This is a genomic window from Microbacterium cucumeris (genome assembly GCF_058349845.2).
The window spans coordinates 121,872-138,183 of the sequence record NZ_JBYRIZ020000003.1; the positions used below are offsets into that span (position 1 = coordinate 121,872).

At 70.0% G+C, this 16,312-nt stretch carries 16 protein-coding genes; 5 read left to right on the forward strand and 11 right to left on the reverse strand.

From position 1 onward, the window contains the following. Nucleotides 1-142 precede the first annotated feature (142 nt). Nucleotides 143-1,279: a sensor histidine kinase gene (locus AC3RXZ_RS09710; RefSeq protein ID WP_491493881.1), complete on the forward strand. Its 1,137-nt coding sequence runs from the start codon at nt 143-145 to the stop codon at nt 1,277-1,279. Then, nucleotides 1,276-1,938: a response regulator gene (locus AC3RXZ_RS09715; RefSeq protein ID WP_491493882.1), complete on the forward strand. Its 663-nt coding sequence runs from the start codon at nt 1,276-1,278 to the stop codon at nt 1,936-1,938. The genes AC3RXZ_RS09710 and AC3RXZ_RS09715 overlap by 4 nt, the downstream gene beginning before the upstream one ends. Nucleotides 1,939-2,057: 119 nt before the next feature. Here AC3RXZ_RS09715 and AC3RXZ_RS09720 read toward each other — a convergent pair whose 3' ends face one another. Genes AC3RXZ_RS09720 through fdxA form a run of 4 tightly spaced genes read right to left on the reverse strand, consistent with a single transcriptional unit; the run spans nt 2,058 to nt 4,934 of the window. Next, entirely contained in the window at nt 2,058-2,684 is a 627-nt protein-coding gene (locus AC3RXZ_RS09720) for a superoxide dismutase (protein WP_491493883.1), read from the reverse strand. A 29-nt stretch (nt 2,685-2,713) separates the two neighbouring features. Then, nucleotides 2,714-3,232, reverse strand: coding sequence for a flavin reductase family protein (locus tag AC3RXZ_RS09725; protein WP_243228990.1), 519 nt, complete (start codon nt 3,230-3,232; stop codon nt 2,714-2,716). Next, nucleotides 3,229-4,611, reverse strand: a complete 1,383-nt coding sequence (locus tag AC3RXZ_RS09730) for an FAD-dependent oxidoreductase (RefSeq protein WP_491493884.1) — start codon at nt 4,609-4,611, stop codon at nt 3,229-3,231. Before AC3RXZ_RS09730 ends, AC3RXZ_RS09725 begins: the two co-directional genes overlap by 4 nt. Beyond that, complete coding sequence (gene fdxA, locus AC3RXZ_RS09735) at nt 4,608-4,934, reverse strand: ferredoxin (RefSeq protein ID WP_243228986.1); 327 nt, start codon at nt 4,932-4,934, stop codon at nt 4,608-4,610. The genes AC3RXZ_RS09730 and fdxA overlap by 4 nt, the downstream gene beginning before the upstream one ends. Before the next feature lie 69 nt (nt 4,935-5,003). Between fdxA and soxR the strand changes: the two genes are divergently transcribed. Next, nucleotides 5,004-5,471 carry a redox-sensitive transcriptional activator SoxR gene (soxR, locus tag AC3RXZ_RS09740; protein WP_308220921.1) on the forward strand — a complete coding sequence of 156 codons (468 nt, stop codon included), beginning with the start codon at nt 5,004-5,006 and terminating at the stop codon, nt 5,469-5,471. Between the two features lie 271 nt (nt 5,472-5,742). On the opposite strand, the gene AC3RXZ_RS09745 is transcribed toward soxR, so the two are convergent. After that, nucleotides 5,743-7,248 carry a SulP family inorganic anion transporter gene (locus AC3RXZ_RS09745; RefSeq protein WP_491493885.1) on the reverse strand — a complete coding sequence of 502 codons (1,506 nt, stop codon included), beginning with the start codon at nt 7,246-7,248 and terminating at the stop codon, nt 5,743-5,745. Nucleotides 7,249-7,340: 92 nt separating this feature from the next. On the opposite strand from AC3RXZ_RS09745, the gene AC3RXZ_RS09750 reads away from it, so the two are divergent. Beyond that, nucleotides 7,341-7,700, forward strand: coding sequence for a MerR family transcriptional regulator (locus AC3RXZ_RS09750; RefSeq protein WP_243228983.1), 360 nt, complete (start codon nt 7,341-7,343; stop codon nt 7,698-7,700). A 39-nt stretch (nt 7,701-7,739) separates the two neighbouring features. On the opposite strand, the gene AC3RXZ_RS09755 is transcribed toward AC3RXZ_RS09750, so the two are convergent. From AC3RXZ_RS09755 to AC3RXZ_RS09780, 6 genes are all read right to left on the reverse strand, one after another. Continuing rightward, complete coding sequence (locus AC3RXZ_RS09755; RefSeq protein ID WP_491493886.1) at nt 7,740-9,974, reverse strand: exo-beta-d-1,3/1,6-glucosidase; 2,235 nt, start codon at nt 9,972-9,974, stop codon at nt 7,740-7,742. Next, complete coding sequence (locus tag AC3RXZ_RS09760; RefSeq protein WP_374208973.1) at nt 9,971-11,059, reverse strand: ABC transporter permease; 1,089 nt, start codon at nt 11,057-11,059, stop codon at nt 9,971-9,973. Before AC3RXZ_RS09760 ends, AC3RXZ_RS09755 begins: the two co-directional genes overlap by 4 nt. A gap of 2 nt (nt 11,060-11,061) precedes the next feature. After that, on the reverse strand, nt 11,062-12,141 hold the full coding sequence (locus tag AC3RXZ_RS09765) for an ABC transporter permease (protein ID WP_243228979.1): 1,080 nt from the start codon (nt 12,139-12,141) through the stop codon (nt 11,062-11,064). Beyond that, entirely contained in the window at nt 12,138-12,947 is an 810-nt protein-coding gene (locus tag AC3RXZ_RS09770) for an ABC transporter ATP-binding protein (protein WP_243228977.1), read from the reverse strand. Before AC3RXZ_RS09770 ends, AC3RXZ_RS09765 begins: the two co-directional genes overlap by 4 nt. Continuing rightward, the gene (locus AC3RXZ_RS09775) at nt 12,944-13,768 is read right to left on the reverse strand and encodes an ABC transporter ATP-binding protein (RefSeq protein ID WP_243228975.1); all 825 of its coding nucleotides are present in this window, start codon (nt 13,766-13,768) and stop codon (nt 12,944-12,946) included. Before AC3RXZ_RS09775 ends, AC3RXZ_RS09770 begins: the two co-directional genes overlap by 4 nt. A gap of 68 nt (nt 13,769-13,836) precedes the next feature. Beyond that, the gene (locus tag AC3RXZ_RS09780; protein WP_491493887.1) at nt 13,837-15,504 is read right to left on the reverse strand and encodes an ABC transporter substrate-binding protein; all 1,668 of its coding nucleotides are present in this window, start codon (nt 15,502-15,504) and stop codon (nt 13,837-13,839) included. Between the two features lie 152 nt (nt 15,505-15,656). On the opposite strand from AC3RXZ_RS09780, the gene AC3RXZ_RS09785 reads away from it, so the two are divergent. Then, nucleotides 15,657-16,304, forward strand: a complete 648-nt coding sequence (locus AC3RXZ_RS09785) for a TetR/AcrR family transcriptional regulator (protein WP_491493888.1) — start codon at nt 15,657-15,659, stop codon at nt 16,302-16,304. The last annotated feature ends 8 nt before the right edge of the window (nt 16,305-16,312 follow it).

The window sequence follows — 16,312 nt, forward strand, 5'->3', positions numbered from 1 at the left end:
ACCGGGCTGGGCACATCGGCCCCGGATCGTCACCGTGCACCGCCCCGACGCGATCTCTCCGACGACCGGAGTCGCCCCGAGGCGACTCCGGCATCGCCCACAGCGGATCGCGGGATGGCGAGCGTGCTCCTACGCTGGGGTCATGCGCACGGACGTCGACCCCCGGCTGACCGACGCCGCACTCGCGCTCGCTGTCGCCCTCGTCCTCGCAGTCGTCATCGCGGCGGATCCGGCGGGCCGCGCCTCGGCCCCCGCCTACGGCTTCGCGGTGTTCTTCGGCGCTCTGCTGCTGGTGCGCCGGCGTGCGCCCCGCCTGGTGCTGGTGCTGACCCTCATCGCGGTGTTCGGCTACTACATCCTCGATCTGCCTCCGGTGGGGATGGTGCTGCCGGCGACCGGCGCTCTGTTCTCCGCCGCTGAGCAGCGCCGCACGCCCTGGGCCGTCGGCGCGGCGGCCGTGCTGCTGGCGGTCGCGACCTTCTTCCGCCTGATCGACGACGCGCCGGAGGCCGGGCTGAACGGCTACACGTTCGTCACGGAGGTCGCACTCGCGGCCGCGGCGATCGCGCTGGGCGCGGCCGTGCGGCTGACCCGCGAGGCGCGGGAGCGCACGGCGCGCATCGCGGAGCTCACGGCGGCCGAGCAGCAGCGCGCCGCCGACGCCCGGCTTCAGGAGGAGCGCCTGCGCATGGCGCGGGACCTGCACGACACGATCGGCCACACGCTGTCGGTGGCCGCGTTGCACGCCGGCGTGGCGACGGAGGCCGAGGACGCGGCGGCATCGCGTCGGGCCCTCGGGCGTGTCCGTCAGGCGACGTCGGATGCCCTGCGCGAACTGCGGCGCACCGTGAAGATCCTGCGTTCGGATCGGGTCCCGGACCCGGCCCCGGTGCTGGGCCTCGCCGCGGTGGATCCGCTCCTGACCGTGGCACGGGATTCCGGACTGCGCGTCGTCACCGAGATGGCGGTCCCCTCCGACGCGCTCGCCCCATCCGTGGATGCCGCGGCCTACCGCATCGTCCAGGAGTCCGTGACGAACATCCTCCGCCACGCCGACGCCCGCACGCTGCGGTTGCGCGCCCGGGTGGTCGGCGGCATCCTGAGCCTCGAGATCAGCGACGACGGCCCCGTCGGGCGCGAGCCGGTCGGGGAGGGATCGGGGATCCGCGGGATGCGCGAGCGCGCGGAACTGCTGGGTGGTCGTCTGACCGCACGCCCGGCGCCCGGCGGGTTCCTGGTCTCCGCACGGATCCCGGCGGACGGAGAGGAACAGCGATGACAGCGATCCGCGTGGTGATCGTCGACGACCAGGAGCTCGTGCGTGCCGGGCTCCGCCCGCTCGCGGAGCGCGACGGCGACATCCGGGTCGTGGACGAGGCCCCCGACGGCCGGTCGGGGCTCTCCCGCGTGCGCGAGCACCGCCCGGACGTGGTGCTGATGGACATCAGGATGCCGATGATGGACGGGCTCGAGGCCACCAGGGCGATCGTGTCCGATCCGGCGCTCGACGGCGTGCGCGTGCTGATCCTCACCACCTTCGACGAGGACGAGCACGTGCACGAGGCCGTTCGCGCGGGGGCCGCTGGTTACCTGCTCAAGGACGTCTCCCCCGAGGATCTCCGCTCGGCGATCCGGACGGTCGCCGCCGGAGACGCCCTGCTCTCCCCCGCGGTGACCGCGACGGTCATGCGCGCGGCGGCCGGCGCGGCCAGGACGCCGGATCGCTCGCGGCTGGACGGTCTCACCGAGCGGGAGATCGACGTCCTGACCCTCGTCGGCCGGGGACGCACCAACGACGAGATCGCGGCCGACCTGTTCCTGAGCCCCGCGACGACGCGCACGTACGTCAGCCGGCTCCTCGGCCGGCTGCACGCCCGCGACCGAGCGGCGCTGGTGATCCTGGCCTATGAGACGGGCCTGGTGCGCCCCGCCGGCTGACGTCGCGGCTGACGCCGCGCCGGCCTCGCAGATCGACGCGGATCTCGCAGGCTTCCCGTGGATTCCTGCGAGATCCGCGCGTTTCTGCGAGACGCGCGCGTGCCGGCATCCGTCCCGGTTCAGGCCGGCGTGATGAGTCCTGGCGTCGCGCTGCGGGCCTTCTCGAAGCGCTGCTGCACGTCGGCCCAGTTCACGATCTCCCAGAACGCCTTCACGTAATCGGCGCGCACGTTGCGGTAGTCGAGGTAGTACGCGTGCTCCCAGACGTCCAGCTGCAGCAGCGGGGTCACGCCGAGAGGCGCGTTGCCCTGCTGGTCGAAGAGCTGGAAGATCACGGACCGCTGTCCGACGCCGTCCCACGCGAGCACCGACCAACCCGATCCCTGCACGCCCAGCGCGGTGGCGGTGAAGTGCGCACGGAACGCGTCGATCGACCCGAATCCGTCCTCGAGCGCGGCGGCCAGCTCACCCTCCGGGGCGCCGCCGCCGTCCGGGGACATGTTCTGCCAGAACACGGAGTGGTTGATGTGGCCGCCGAGGTTGAACGCGAGGTCCTTCTCGAGCTTGTTGATGCCGGCGAGGTCACCGGACTCGCGCGCGGCGGCGAGCTGCTCGAGCGCCGTGTTCGCGCCGGTCACGTACGCCTGATGGTGCTTGGAGTGGTGCAGCTCCATGATCTTGGCGGAGATGTGCGGCTCGAGTGCCGCGTAGTCGTAGGGCAGCTCGGGGAGGGTGTAGACGGACATCTTTCTTCCTTTCGACGTTTCGGACGGGTTCAGGCGGCGGGGACGGGGTGGAAGCGGCGATCGAAGTACACGACGGGTCGTCCGAGAGGACCGGTGATGACGTCGAGCACCTCGGCGATGACGACCGTCGACGATCCCACCGGCACGGTGTGCAGAGCACGGCTGCGCAGAGCGGCGCGGGCGGTCGGCAGGTGGGGCTCGCCGGTGGCGAGAGCGCCCCAGCCCTGCTCCGGGGTGAACCGTTCGGCGCCGCTGGTCGCGAAGCTCTGCGCCAGGTCGGCGTGCTCGTCGTCGATGAGATGGACGACGAAGGTGTCCGCGGCGAGCAGGGCGCCGGCGGTTCCGGTCGCCCGCGTCACCGAGAACATGATGGCTGCGGGGTCCACGGCGACCGAGGCGACGCTCGATGCCGTGAGGCCCACCGGCCCGGTGTCGGTCATCGCGGTGATGATCGCGACGCCGGCAGGATGGGTGCGGAAAGCCGCCTTCAGTCCCTCTCCGACGGGCGTCGGGACGGGAGCGGTCGCGGGGTGCTGCAGGGTGGTCATCGGGCGTTCTCCGTGCTGTTCTCGTGCGGACCGGCGGGTGCGATGTCGCGGCCTCGGGCGTGGGCGATCATGTCGTCGCGGTCCACGAGCTTGGTGCGTTCGCGGCCGCGGGCGGCGCCCGCACGGCGCTCCGCCTCGTCGATGCGCAACCATCCCCCCCAGTCCACGATTCCCTCGAGGGGCGCGAGCGGGTCGGATGCCGCCACGGCCGGCTCCGCGGAGGCGAGGTCGTCGACGAGGTGCTGCACCGTCTGCGCGGCGTCCGATTTCGTCGAGCCGATCAGTCCGACCGGGCCGCGCTTGATCCAGCCGGTGGCGTACAGGCGCGGGATCGCGGCGCCGTCGGGGCCGACGACCCGGCCCTCCCTGTTCGGGATGATGCCGCGGTCGACGTCGAACGGCGCTCCGGGAACCGGCGACGAGCGGTAGCCGATCGCCCGGTACACCGCGCCCACCTCGTGCCGGACGAGCTCGCCGGTCGCCTGCATGCGTCCGAGCGGGTCGGACACGGTGCGCTCCATCTCGAGGCCGGTCACGTCCTGCTCTCCGAGGATGCGGACCGGCCTCTGCCGGAAGTGCAGGTGGATGCGGCGGGAGGCCCTCAGCTCAGCACGGGGCCGCTCGGCCCATTCGCGCAGGGTCCGCAGGATGATGCGGCGCTGCGAGAACTGCTCCAGCATCAGCTCGGCGTGCTCGTCGAGCTCGAGCTCGGCCGGATCGACGAGGACGTCGACGTCGCGCTGCTCACCGAGCTCGCGCAGCTCCAGGGCCGAGAAACGGACGTCGGCCGGGCCGCGGCGGGCGAACAGGTGGATGTCGCGCACCGGATTGCTCGCCAGCGCGTCGAGCACGTGATCCGGCGTGTCCGTGCGGTGGAGGTCCGCCGCGTGCTTGGCGAGGATGCGCGTGACGTCCAGGGCCACGTTGCCGGCGCCGAGCACGGCAATCGATTCGGCCGCCAGCGGCCAGGTCCGCGGGACGTCGGGATGAGCGTCGTACCAGGCGACGAGATCGGCGGCGCCGAAGGAACCGGGCAGGTCCGCCCCGGGGATGTCGAGCGACACGTCGAGGTCGGCGCCGGTGGCGAGGATCACCCCGTCGTAGGCGGCGCGCAGCTCCTCCACCGTGACGTCGGCGCCCACGTCGATGCCGCCGAGCAGCCGGATCGACGGATGCTCCAGCACCTCGTGCAGGGCGTCCGTGATCTTGCGGATGCGCGGGTGATCGGGGGCCACGCCGTAGCGCACGAGCCCGTAGGGAGCGGGGAGCTTCTCGATCAGATCGACGCGGGCGTCGGGCACGCGGCCGAGCAGGATGTCCGCGGCGTAGATCCCCGCAGGGCCGGCTCCGACGATCGCGATCCGGGGAGACGGAGTCATTCGAGTCCCTCCTGCGGCGGGAGGGCGGCGATGAGCGGGTGGTCGAAGTCATAGGCGCCCGCCTTGGCGGCGCCGCCGGGGGAGCCGATCTCGTCGAAGAACTCCACGTTGGCCTTGTAGTAGTCCGCCCATTCCTCGGGCAGGTCGTCCTCGTAGTAGATCGCCTCCACCGGGCACACCGGCTCGCAGGCCCCGCAGTCCACGCACTCGTCCGGGTGGATGTACAGGGACCGCTCGCCCTCGTAGATGCAGTCCACCGGACACTCGTCGATGCACGCCCGATCCTTCACATCCACGCACGGCAACGCGATCACATACGTCATCCGGTCCTCCCTCGATCCCTCTCACCGTAAAACCTCAAGTATGCTTGAGGTCAAATCGAGGAGGTCGCGGTGGTCGAGAAGAGCGCGGGTCACGCCCCGGACGAGCTGCTGACGGTCGGCGAGATGAGCCGACGCACAGGGGTCGCTGTGTCGGCTCTGCACTTCTACGAACAGCTCGGGCTGATCGCCTCCACCCGCACCCCGGGCAACCAGCGGCGGTACGCACGGCACATGCTACGGCGAGTCTCGCTCATCACCGTCGCCAAGCGCCTCGGCATCCCGCTGTCGGATGTCCAGGAGGCGTTCGCGGACGTGCCGATGACCGTGACGCCGAGCCATGCGGACTGGCAGCGTGCGTCGCGGCGCTGGAAGCGGGACCTCGAGCGGCGCAGGGAGGGCATCGAGCGGCTGGAGCGCGAGTTGACCGGATGCATCGGATGCGGCTGCCTGTCGATGAAGGCCTGCGGGCTGCTGAACCCCGACGACGCGCTCGGCGCCTCCGGCGCCGGTCCCCGCCGCCTCGATGACGAGGACTGACCGACCGCACCCCGTCTCCACCAGGCCCGCTCCCCCGCCCTCCCGCCCTTCCCGTCCTTCCCCCGTCCTTCCCCCGCCCCGGCCCCTCCCCGCGCTCCCCGGTACCCGCGGTGAGACCTCTCGTTAGTAACGAGACCTCTCGTCATTCACGTGAACGACGAGAGGTCTCGACAACAAGGAGAGGTCAGTGGTGGACAGGGAGAGGTCTCGCTCCAGCGGGGAACACGATCACGCGGACGAGATACACGGCCACGTCCGCGGGGAAGCCCGGTCAGGCGGGCGGGAAGCCGCCGGTCAGGCGGCCGTGGAAACGGCCGGTGGCCTCGTTCATGCCCTCGAACTCCACCGACTTGCCGTGCTGAGCGTACTTCGTCTCGATGGTGTCGAGCGCGGCGACGGTCGAGGCGTCCCACACGTGCGAGCGCGACAGATCGATCACGACCCGATCAGGGTCCTCGGCGTACTCGAACTGCGTGGTGAGGTCGTTGCTGGAGGCGAAGAACAGCTCCCCGTCCACGACGTAGTGCGCGGCATCCGGTCCCGCGGTGCGCGTGACCGTGACGACGTGCGCCACCCGACGCACGAACAGGACGGAGGCGACGAACACGCCCACGACGACGCCGATCGCCAGGTTGTGCGTGAGGACGACCACGACGACCGTGGCGAGCATGACGAACGTCTCGCTCTTCGGCATCCGCCGGAGGGTCGACGGGCGGATGCTGTGCCAGTCGAACGTGCCGACCGAGACCATCACCATGACGGCGACGAGCGCGGCCATCGGGATGATCGCCACGAAGTCGCCGAGCGCCACGACGAGGATCAGCAGGAACACCCCGGCGAGGAACGTCGAGATGCGGGTGCGCGCTCCGGACGCCTTGACGTTGATCATCGTCTGGCCGATCATGGCGCAGCCGCCCATGCCGCCGAACAGACCGGACAGGACGTTGGCGACACCCTGCCCCCACGCCTCGCGGGTCTTGCGGGAATGCGTGTCCGTGATCTCGTCGACGAGCTTCGCCGTCATGAGCGATTCCATGAGTCCGACCAGGGCCATGGCGAGCGCGAACGGCGCGATGATCGTGAACGTCTCCCAGGTCAGCGGCACGTTCGGGATGAACAGCTCGGGAAGGCTCCGAGGCAGTTCGCCCTCGTCTCCTACCGTCGGCACGTTCAGCGCGAAGACCACGACCACCGCCGTGACGAGGATGATCGAGACCAGCGGAGCCGGGACGACCTTCGTCAGGCGGGGCATGAAGACCATGATGAGGATGCCGGCGGCGACGAGCGGATACACGAGCCACGGCACGTCGACGAGGTGCGGCAGCTGAGCGCTGAAGATGAGGATGGCGAGGGCGTTGACGAATCCGACCATGACGCTGCGCGGAATGAAGCGCATCAGCTTCGCGACGCCGAGGACGGCGAGGAGGATCTGGAACACGCCCGCCAGCATGACCGTCGCGATGAAGTAGTCCATGCCGTACTCGCGGGCGACCGGGGCGATGACTAGCGCGACGGCCCCGGTGGCGGCGCTGATCATGGCGGGGCGCCCGCCGACGAAGGCGATCGTGACGGCCATGATGAACGAGGAGAACAGGCCGACCTTCGGGTCGACGCCGGCGATGATCGAGAAGGAGATCGCCTCGGGGATGAGCGCGAGCCCGACCACGAGGCCCGCCAGCGCCTCGCGAGTGAGCAGGCGCGGGCTCTTCAGCACCGACAGGACCGAGGGGTTGTCGCGATAGCGGGCGCGGTCGTCGGGCACGACGGTCGTGGACATGGGACTCCCCGGGACGGTGTGAAAGCATGGGTCCGCCGCGAACACGCGCGGCACGGCAACCCTAACGTAACGTGAGGGTTGGGAGGAAACGGATGCCGGAGACGATGCACATCGGCGAACTCGCCGAACGCACCGGAATGTCGTTGCGCACGCTCCGCCACTACGACGAGATCGGGCTGCTCACGCCGTCCGGACGCTCGGACGGCGGGTTCCGGCTCTACACGGACGACGACCTGCGACGCCTGCTCGTCATCCGGCGCATGAAGCCGCTCGGGTACTCGCTCGAGCAGATGGGCGATCTGCTCCGGGTCATCGATGCCGCCGACGGCGATGACACCGAAGCGCGCACCGTGCTGCAGGACTTCCGCGTCGACGCCGTCGAGCGCCGCGACCGGCTGGCGCGCCAGCTGGAGATGGCCGACGAGTTCCTCGCCCAGCTCGACGCGATCTGACCCGCGGGGCGCGGACCGCGCCCGCCCCGCAGCCCGCCCTCAGCCGAGTGTGAAGGGGGCTTCGAGCAGCGTCTCCTCGCGCGAGGAGGGACCGACCAGCAGGCGGAACTCTCCGGGTTCCACGATGCGGTCGCCGGCGGCGTCCACGATCGTGCACGCGGCGATGGGCACTTCCAGACGCACCCGAGCGGACTCCCCCGGCGCGAGGTCGATCTGACGGTAGGCCTTCAGCTCGCGATCCGCCCAGCTGACGCTCGTGACCTCGTCTCTCACATACGCCTGCACGGTCTCGCGCGTCGGGCGCCGGCCGGTGTTGGCGACCGTCACCTCCGCGACGACCGTGTCGCCCACCACGGACGCGGACAGATCCGCGTACGCCACCGTCGTGTAGGACAGCCCTTCGCCGAACGCCCACGCCGGCGCCTGCGTCAGGTCCGCGTAGCGGTCGCCGTGCTGTCCGCGGATCTGGTTGTAGTACGTCGGCTGCTGCCCGACATGCCGCGCGAACGAGATCGGCAGACGCCCGGAGGGCTCGATGGCCCCGGTGATCAGCTCGGCAAGCGCCCGCCCGCCCTGCATCCCCGGGTTGGCGGCCCAGATGACGGCCGCCGCGCGCGCCGCGCTCGGCGGCAGCACCAGCGGCTTCGAGGCCAGCAGCACGACGACCACGGGCTTCCCCGTCGCGATGAGCGCATCGAGCAGGGCGATCTGCCCGCCGATCAGCTCCAGCGTCGCCGTCGAGCGCGCCTCGCCGTACAGCCCACGGCAGTCGCCCACGACGGCGACGGTGAGGTCGGAGTCGGATGCCGCGGCCACAGCCTCGGCGATCATGGCGTCGTCGGCCGCGGCGGGATGCACGATCGGCGGCCGGGGCTGTCCGTCCGGGAACGTCGCTCCGCGGGAGTCCGGGCCGAGCGTCCCGATGTCCGCACCGCGGGCGAAGGTCACGGTCCAGGGCGCGATCTCGCGCATCCCGTCGAGCACGGTCGTGATCATCTCGCGCGGCTGTCCGTCCAGCCACCCGGCCTGCCCGGAGCCGCCCGCCCAGTCGCCGAGCTGCTCCTGGGCCTCGTCCGCGAGCGGACCCACGACCGCGACGCGCGTCATCCTGCTCGGCGCCACGGGCAGCGTGCCGTCGTTCTCGAGCAGCACGAGCGAGCGTCGCGCGACCTCGAGGTTCAGCTCGGCATGCGCGGTGCCGCCCACCACCGCCTCGAGCCCCTCTCGCGGCATCCGAGCGTCCTCGAAGAGCCCGAGCTCGAACTTCAGGGTCAGGATGCGGGCGACGGCGGTGTCGAAGTCGCCGGGATCCAGGAGCCCGCGGTCCACGGCATCCAGCGCGCCCTCGAAGAAGCCGGGCGTCGTCATGATCATGTCGTTGCCCGCCTTCACCGCGGCGGCCGCCGCGTGGGTGTGGTCGGGCTGGATCCGCTGCTCCCAGATCATGCGGCCGACGTTGTCCCAGTCGGTGATGAGGGTTCCGGTGTACCCCCACTCCCCCCTCAGCACGTCGCTGAGCAGCCAGTCGTTCACGGTGATCGGCACGCCGTCCGTGGTCTGGTACCCCAGCATGAAGGTGCGGCAGCCCTCCTTGGCGACCCGCTCGAACGGCGGCAGGAACCAGCTGCGCAGCTTCCGGCGGGAGATGTCGGCCTCGGACGCGTCCCGTCCGCCCTGGGTCTCGGAATAGCCGGCGAAGTGCTTGGCCGTCGCGAGGATGGCCGTCGGATCGGCCAGGCCCTCGCCCTGGTAGCCGCGCACCATGGCGCTGGCGAGTTCGCCGATGAGGAACGGGTCCTCGCCGAAGGTCTCGTTCACCCGTCCCCAGCGCAGGTCCCTGGCGATGCAGAGCACCGGCGAGAAGGTCCAGTGGACACCGGTGGCCGCGACCTCGACGGCCGTGGCCCTGGCCACCCGCTCCACGAGCTCCGCGTCCCAGGACGCCGCCATGCCGAGCTGCGTCGGATAGATCGTGGCACCGGGCCAGAACGAGTGCCCGTGGATGCAGTCCTCGCCGACGAGCAGCGGGATGCCCAGCCGGGTCTGCAGCGTCAGCTCGCGCGCGCGGAGGATGCGCTCCGGGGAGGTGTGCAGGATCGAGCCGACGTGGCGCCGCAGGATGTGGTCGTCCAGGTCGTCGCGGGCGTCGAGCTGCAGCATCTGGCCGACCTTCTCCTCCAACGTCATCCGGCCGAGGAGGTCGGCGACGCGCTCGGGGACCGACAGCGACGGGTTCTGGTAAGGCAGGGAATCGATGAGCGTCTGCGATGTCATTTCTCGGTGTTCTTCGGTCTCTTCGTGGTCGTGGTGCTGCTCGTGTCCGCCGCGGCGGGAGCGCTGGGGCGGACGGCCGTGACGGCGTCGTTGACGTTCAGCCCCTTCTTCTTCATCGCGCGGGCGCGTTCGCCGGCGGAGCGCAGCCGCGGGTTGACGTACTCGTCGATCCCGAAGTTGATCAGGGCCAGGGCTACGCCGATCAGCGCGATGCACAGGCCCGGGGGCAGATACCACCACCACTGGTTCTGCCGGAACGCGCCCTGCGCCGACGCCCAGTTCAGGATCGTGCCCCAGTTGTAGGTGGTGACCGGGATGACGCCGATGTACGACAGCGTCGTGAGCGCGAGGATGGCGGCGGTGACGGTGCCGACGAAGCTCGCGGCGATCAGCGCCATGAGGTTCGGCAGCATCTCGATCGTGATGATGCGGCGCAGCGGCTCCCCGTTGGCCCTGGCGGCCTGGATGAAGTCGCGGTTGCGCAGCGACATCGTCTGCGCGCGCAGCACGCGCGCTCCCCACGCCCATCCGGTGAGACCGAGCACGGCGGCGATCACCCACAGCGGGGGCTCCTCGAACATGGACGCCACGATGATGATGAGCGGGAGCCCGGGGATGACGAGGAACACGTTGGTCAGCGCTGACAGCGACTCGCTCTTCCATCCGCGGATGTAGCCTGCGATCACGCCGACCGTGATCGCGATGACGGTCGCGATCGCCGCGGCGAGGAAGCCGACGACGATCACGCCGCGCGTGCCGTGGATGACCTGGCTCAGGACGTCCTCGCCGATGTGGGTCGTGCCGAGCCAGTGATCCGCGGAGGGCGGCTCGAACCGGCGGGTGTTGTCGACCTGCGTGGGCGAATAGGGCGCCAGCACGTCGGCGAAGACCGCGATCAGGACGAAGAACGCGATGATCGCGAGTCCCGTGAGCGACTTGCCGTTGCGGAACATCGCGAAGGCGTCGCCGAGCTTCGCCCAGAACGACTCGGGTCGATCCTGCGCGGGCGCGGCCGTGCGCAGCGCCAGCGTGTCCGGCGCCGCCGGAGCGGACTGGGGGTCTGTGGTGCGAGCGGGAGCGTTCATTCTCAGGCCTCCGTCTGGCGCGTGCGCGGGTCGAGGAATGCGTAGGCGACGTCGGCGAGGATGTTCGCCACGAGGACCGACAGCGTGATCACGAGGAAGACGCCCTGCATGAGCGCGTAGTCCTTGGCGTTGGTGGCGTCCAGCAGGAGCTTGCCGACGCCGGGGTAGCTGAACACCATCTCCATCACGATCGTGCCGCCGACGATGAAGCCGATCGACAGCGCGAAGCTCTGGATCTGCGGGAGCACGGCGTTGCGGGCCGCATAGCTCCAGAGCACGCGCTGGTTCGTCATGCCCTTGGCCTGCGCGACGGTGATGTAGTCCTCGTCGAGCACGGTGAGCATCATGTTGCGCATCCCGAGCATCCAGCCGCCGAGCGAGGCGATGATGATCGTCACCGCCGGCAGGGTCCCGTGGTGGATCACCTCCCCGATGAACTCGAACGACCACTCCGGCGTCGTTCCCACCCCGTACGCCTTGCCGATCGGGAACCACTCCAGGTTCACCGAGAACACGGCGATCGCGAGCAGGCCGAGCCAGAAGTACGGGATCGTCCCGAGGAACGTGGTGATCGGGATGAGCACGTCCGCGCGGCTGCCGCGTCGCCACCCGACGACGGCACCGCCGATCGTGCCGATGGCGAACGAGATGATGGTCGCGAAGCCGACCAGGCCGATCGTCCAGGGCAGCGCCTGGGAGATCACCTCCGTCACGGGACGCAGGCCGTGCAGCAGCGAGACGCCGAGATCGCCGCGCAGCAGCAGACCCCAGTAGTCCAGGTACTGCTGGAACAGCGTCTTGTCGGTGTCCAGACCGAGCAGGGAGCGCAGCGCGTCCGCGGCCTCCGGGGACACGTTGCGGTTGCGCGCGAGGTACTGGTCGACCGCGTCGCCCTTCATCATGCGCGGCAGGAAGAAGTTGATCGTGAGCGCCGCCCACAGCGTGAACAGATAGAACGCGGCACGGCTGCCGATGAAACGCCAGGGGACGCGGGCGTATCCCGAGACGACCCGGGTGGCGGTGGTGCCGGTGGCGACGGCATCCGTCTCCGGCTGGTCCAGACGGGGTGCGGTGACGGTCACGGGGTGCCTCCCAGGATGCCGGATGCCGAGGCGAAGTGCTTCTCGGGGTCGGGTGAGGCCGCGCGCAGCTCCTGCGTGTAGGGATCCTGCGGGCGGAGAATGACGTCGTCGGCGGGGCCGTGCTCGACGACCCGCCCCTGATTGAGGACGATGATCTCGTCGCTGAAGTGCCGCGCGGTCGCGAGGTCGTGCGTGATGTAGAGCACCCCGAGCCCCTCCTCGCGCTGCAGGTCGGCGAGCAGGTTCAGGACGCCGAGGCGGATCGACACGTCCAGCATCGACACCGGCTCGTCCGCGACGAGCAGCGACGGCCGGGAGGCGAGGGCCCGCGCGATCGCCACGCGCTGACGCTGCCCGCCGGACAGCTCGTGCGGGCGCCGGTCGATGACGGCATCCGGGATCAGGCGCACGCGTTCGAGCAGCCGGCGCACCTCGGCATCCTGCTGCGCCTTCGGGACCACGCCGTCCAGGCGCAGCGGACGCTCGATGTGGTAGCCGATCGAGTGGTACGGGTTCAGCGAGGCGAACGGGTCCTGGAAGACCATGCGCAGCCGCTGGCGGTACGCGCGCAGCCCCTTGCCGCGGCGCGGGATGGGCGCCCCGTCGAGCAGGACCTCCCCGTGCGTCGGGGTCTCGAGCTGGGTGAGGATCTTCGCGATCGTGGACTTGCCGCTGCCGGACTGGCCCACGAGGCCGATCGTCTGCCCGGAGCGGAGGGTGAAGCTGACGTCGTCGAGGGCCTTGATCTGCCCGGCGCCGCGGACGTTGTAGATCTTCGTGACGTGCGAGAAGTCGAGCACAGTCATCGCGCCACCATCCCCTTCTCTCCGGTGAGCCGAGGGAAGGACGCCAGCAGCGTCCGCGTGTAGTCGTCCTGCGGGTCGGTCCAGATCCGCTCGGCCGTGCCGAGCTCGACGATCTCGCCGTCGCGCATGATCGCGATGCGATCGCTGATCTCCAGCAGCAGGGGCAGGTCGTGGGTGATGAAGATCACCGAGAAGCCGAACTCGTGCCGCAGCTGCGAGATCTGCCGCAGGATCTCCCGCTGCACCAGCACGTCCAGCGCGGTGGTCGGCTCGTCCATGACCATGAGCTGCGGACGCAGGGCGAGCGCCATCGCGATCATCACGCGCTGACGCATCCCGCCGGACAGCTCGTGCGGGAACGACCGGCTGCGCTGTGCGCCGACCTTGACGATCTCGAGCAGCTCGGCCGCGGCGGCCCGGCGCTGACGGGCGCCGAGGTCGGGGCGATGGATCTCGAAGACGTCCTCGAGCTGCGAGCCGATCGTCGCGACGGGGTTCAGCGCGTTCATCGCGCCCTGGAACACCATCGACACCTTGTCCCAGCGGAAGCGGCGCATCTGCTCGGCGTCCAGGGCGTTGATGTCGATGTCGCCCTCGGCGGCGTCGTGGAAGACCACGGAGCCGCCGGTGATCACGGCGGGGGCGCGCAGCAGCCGCTGCACGCCGTAGGCGAGCGTCGTCTTGCCGCATCCGGATTCCCCGGCGAGACCGAGGATCTCGCCGCGCTGCAGCTCCAGGGTCACGTTCTTGACCGCGGCGACGGGGGGTTCGACGTCGTACACGACGGAGAAGTCGCGCACGGTGAGGAGGGGGTCTGGCATGGTTTCCTTTCCGCCGTCGGCCCGTCGAGCGAGGGCGCGGGCGCCGCTCGCTCGACGGGCCGGAGGGGTCACTTGGCGGTGAGGTTGGTCAGCACCTGGACGATGCCCGGCTGCGTGGGGTCAGCCGACGCGTACTGGTCCTCCTCGGTCGGGAAGCCCTCGTAGTTGCGGGTGTTGTACTGACCCAGCAGCGGGTGCGCACCGAGCGGGATGGCGGGGACGTTCTCGACGAACGCCTTCTGCAGCACCGCGCTCGCGGCGTCGCGCTCCTCCTGCGTGGCGGCGTTGGCGTAGGTGTTCAGCGCTTCGGTGACGGCGGGGTCCTCGAAGCGGCCGAAGTTGAACTGCGCCTTGCCGTCGACGATCCACTTCGGGTCCATCGTGGAGGTGTACAGGCCGTACGCGTTGCCGGTGTCCTCGAGCCAGTGGATGATCGCCTGGAACGTGCCCTCCTGACGCGCGGCGTCCCAGCCGCCCCAGTCGGGCTGATCGACCTTGACCTCGATGCCCAGGCCGGCGTCGAGCTCCTCGGCGATCAGCGCCTGCTCGGTGTTCCAGTCGCTCCAGCCCGCCGGGACCGAGATCGAGAAGGTGACGGGTGCGCCGTCGGGGTCGACGAGCTTCTCGTCCTCCCAGGTGTAGCCGGCGTCGGTGAGGATCTGGCGCGCCTTGTCGATGTCGACGGAGTACTCGACGTCCTGGTACTCGTCGATGATCTCGTCGGAGAGCAGCTCGCCGAGGCCCGTGACGTTCCAGACCGCCTCACTGGCGCCCTCGCGAGAGACGTCGACGTACGCCTGACGGTCGATCGTCCACGCCAGCGCCTGGCGCAGCGCCGGGTCGTCGAACGGCTCGGTCTGCAGGTTGAGGAACACGGTGGCCGCGCCGGCGGTCGGAGACACCAGGAAGTGGTTCTCCTCGTCCGCCGCGAGATAGCTGTCCTCGATCTGCGGGATGAACGCCTGCGCCCAGTCGGCCTCGCCGGACACGAGCGCCGTCGTCAGCGCGGCGTTGTCGCCGTACGAGACGTAGTGCAGTTCGGGGACGGCGAGCTCGCCGCCCCAGTAGTCCTCGTTCGCGGTCAGGGTGACGGACTCGGTGGTCCAGCTGTCGAGCACGTAGGGTCCCGTGCCGACCGCGAGCCCCTCGCCGGTGAGCGGGTCGGTGTTCGGGTCCTCGATGTTCTCCCAGATGTGCTTCGGCACGATCGGCGTGTGCAGCACCCGGGCCTGGGAGGTGTACTTGGAGTTGCCGAAGGTCAGCGTGATCGTGTCGCCGTCGACCGTGGCGCCCTGGTAGTTCAGTCCCGAGGAGTCGGTGAGCTTGCCGTTGAGGAACTGATCGAACGTGAACACGATGTCCTCACCCGTGAACGGCTCGCCGTCGCTCCACGTCACGTCCGCACGCGGGACGACGGTGAGCTCGGTGTAGTCCTCGTTCCACTCGACGGACTCCGCGAGCCACGGGGTGGTCCCCAGGTCGCCGGTCGGGTTGACGAGGGCGAGCGGCTCGAAGATGACCTTGGCGTAGCCGTACTTCGAGGCCGAGGAGTCTCCGAGGTAGGGATTGTGCGACTCCGTCGTGATCGCCCCGTCGGGCTTGGCGATCGTGAGGGCGACGCTGCCGGCGCCGGCGTCACCGCCGTCGTCGCCACCGCCCGACGAGCATCCGGCGAGCACCGTGGTGCCGAGGGCGGCGACCGCGGCGGCCGCGATCAGGGACTTTCTGAGCTTCATTGCTTCTCCTAGGGCACGGTCTTTGTGCGGAACCACCGGTCGTCTGCACGCGGTGGCGGGGGTACCGAAACTTACTGGCGAGAAAGTAAGTTGATGCGAGGTTACTCATCAGTAAGTAACATGGCAAGTCACAGAACAGCAACGGAGGCACCGTGGCCAGCAGCAGTGAGGATGCCGTGCGCACCCGCCCCGCCACGCGCGCGAAGCGCGAGCAGATCCTCAAGGCGGCCGTCGAGATCTTCGGCAACAAGGGATCGACCAACGGCACGCTCGCCGACGTCGCCGAGCAGGTGGGCATCACGCACGCCGGCGTCCTGCATCACTTCGGCTCCAAGCAGAAGCTGCTGCTCGAAGTGCTCGCCTACCGCGATCAGGCGGACGTCGAGGACCTCGAGGAGAAGCACATCCCCGGAGGCCCCGAGCTGTTCCTGCACCTCGTGCGCACGGCGTTCGCGAACGAGAAGCGACCGGGCATCGTCCAGGCGTACACCGTGCTCTCCTCCGAGAGCGTGACCGACGAGCATCCCGGCCGGGAGTACTTCGAGGAGCGGTATACGACGCTGCGGCGCGAGATCTCCGAGGCGTTCGCCGAGCTGTGCGCGCAGCAGGGGGTCAGGGAGCCCGAGACCGTGGCCGCGGCGTCCGCGGCGATCCTGGCGGTCATGGACGGTCTGCAGCTGCAGTGGCTGCTGCACCCCGACGTGGTCGAGCTGGGCGGCGCGAGCGAGTTCGCGATCCGCTCGATCGTGAACGCCGTGCTCGAACCAGGACCGGAGCTGGCCTCCTACCGGCAGGCGTGAGCGACAGG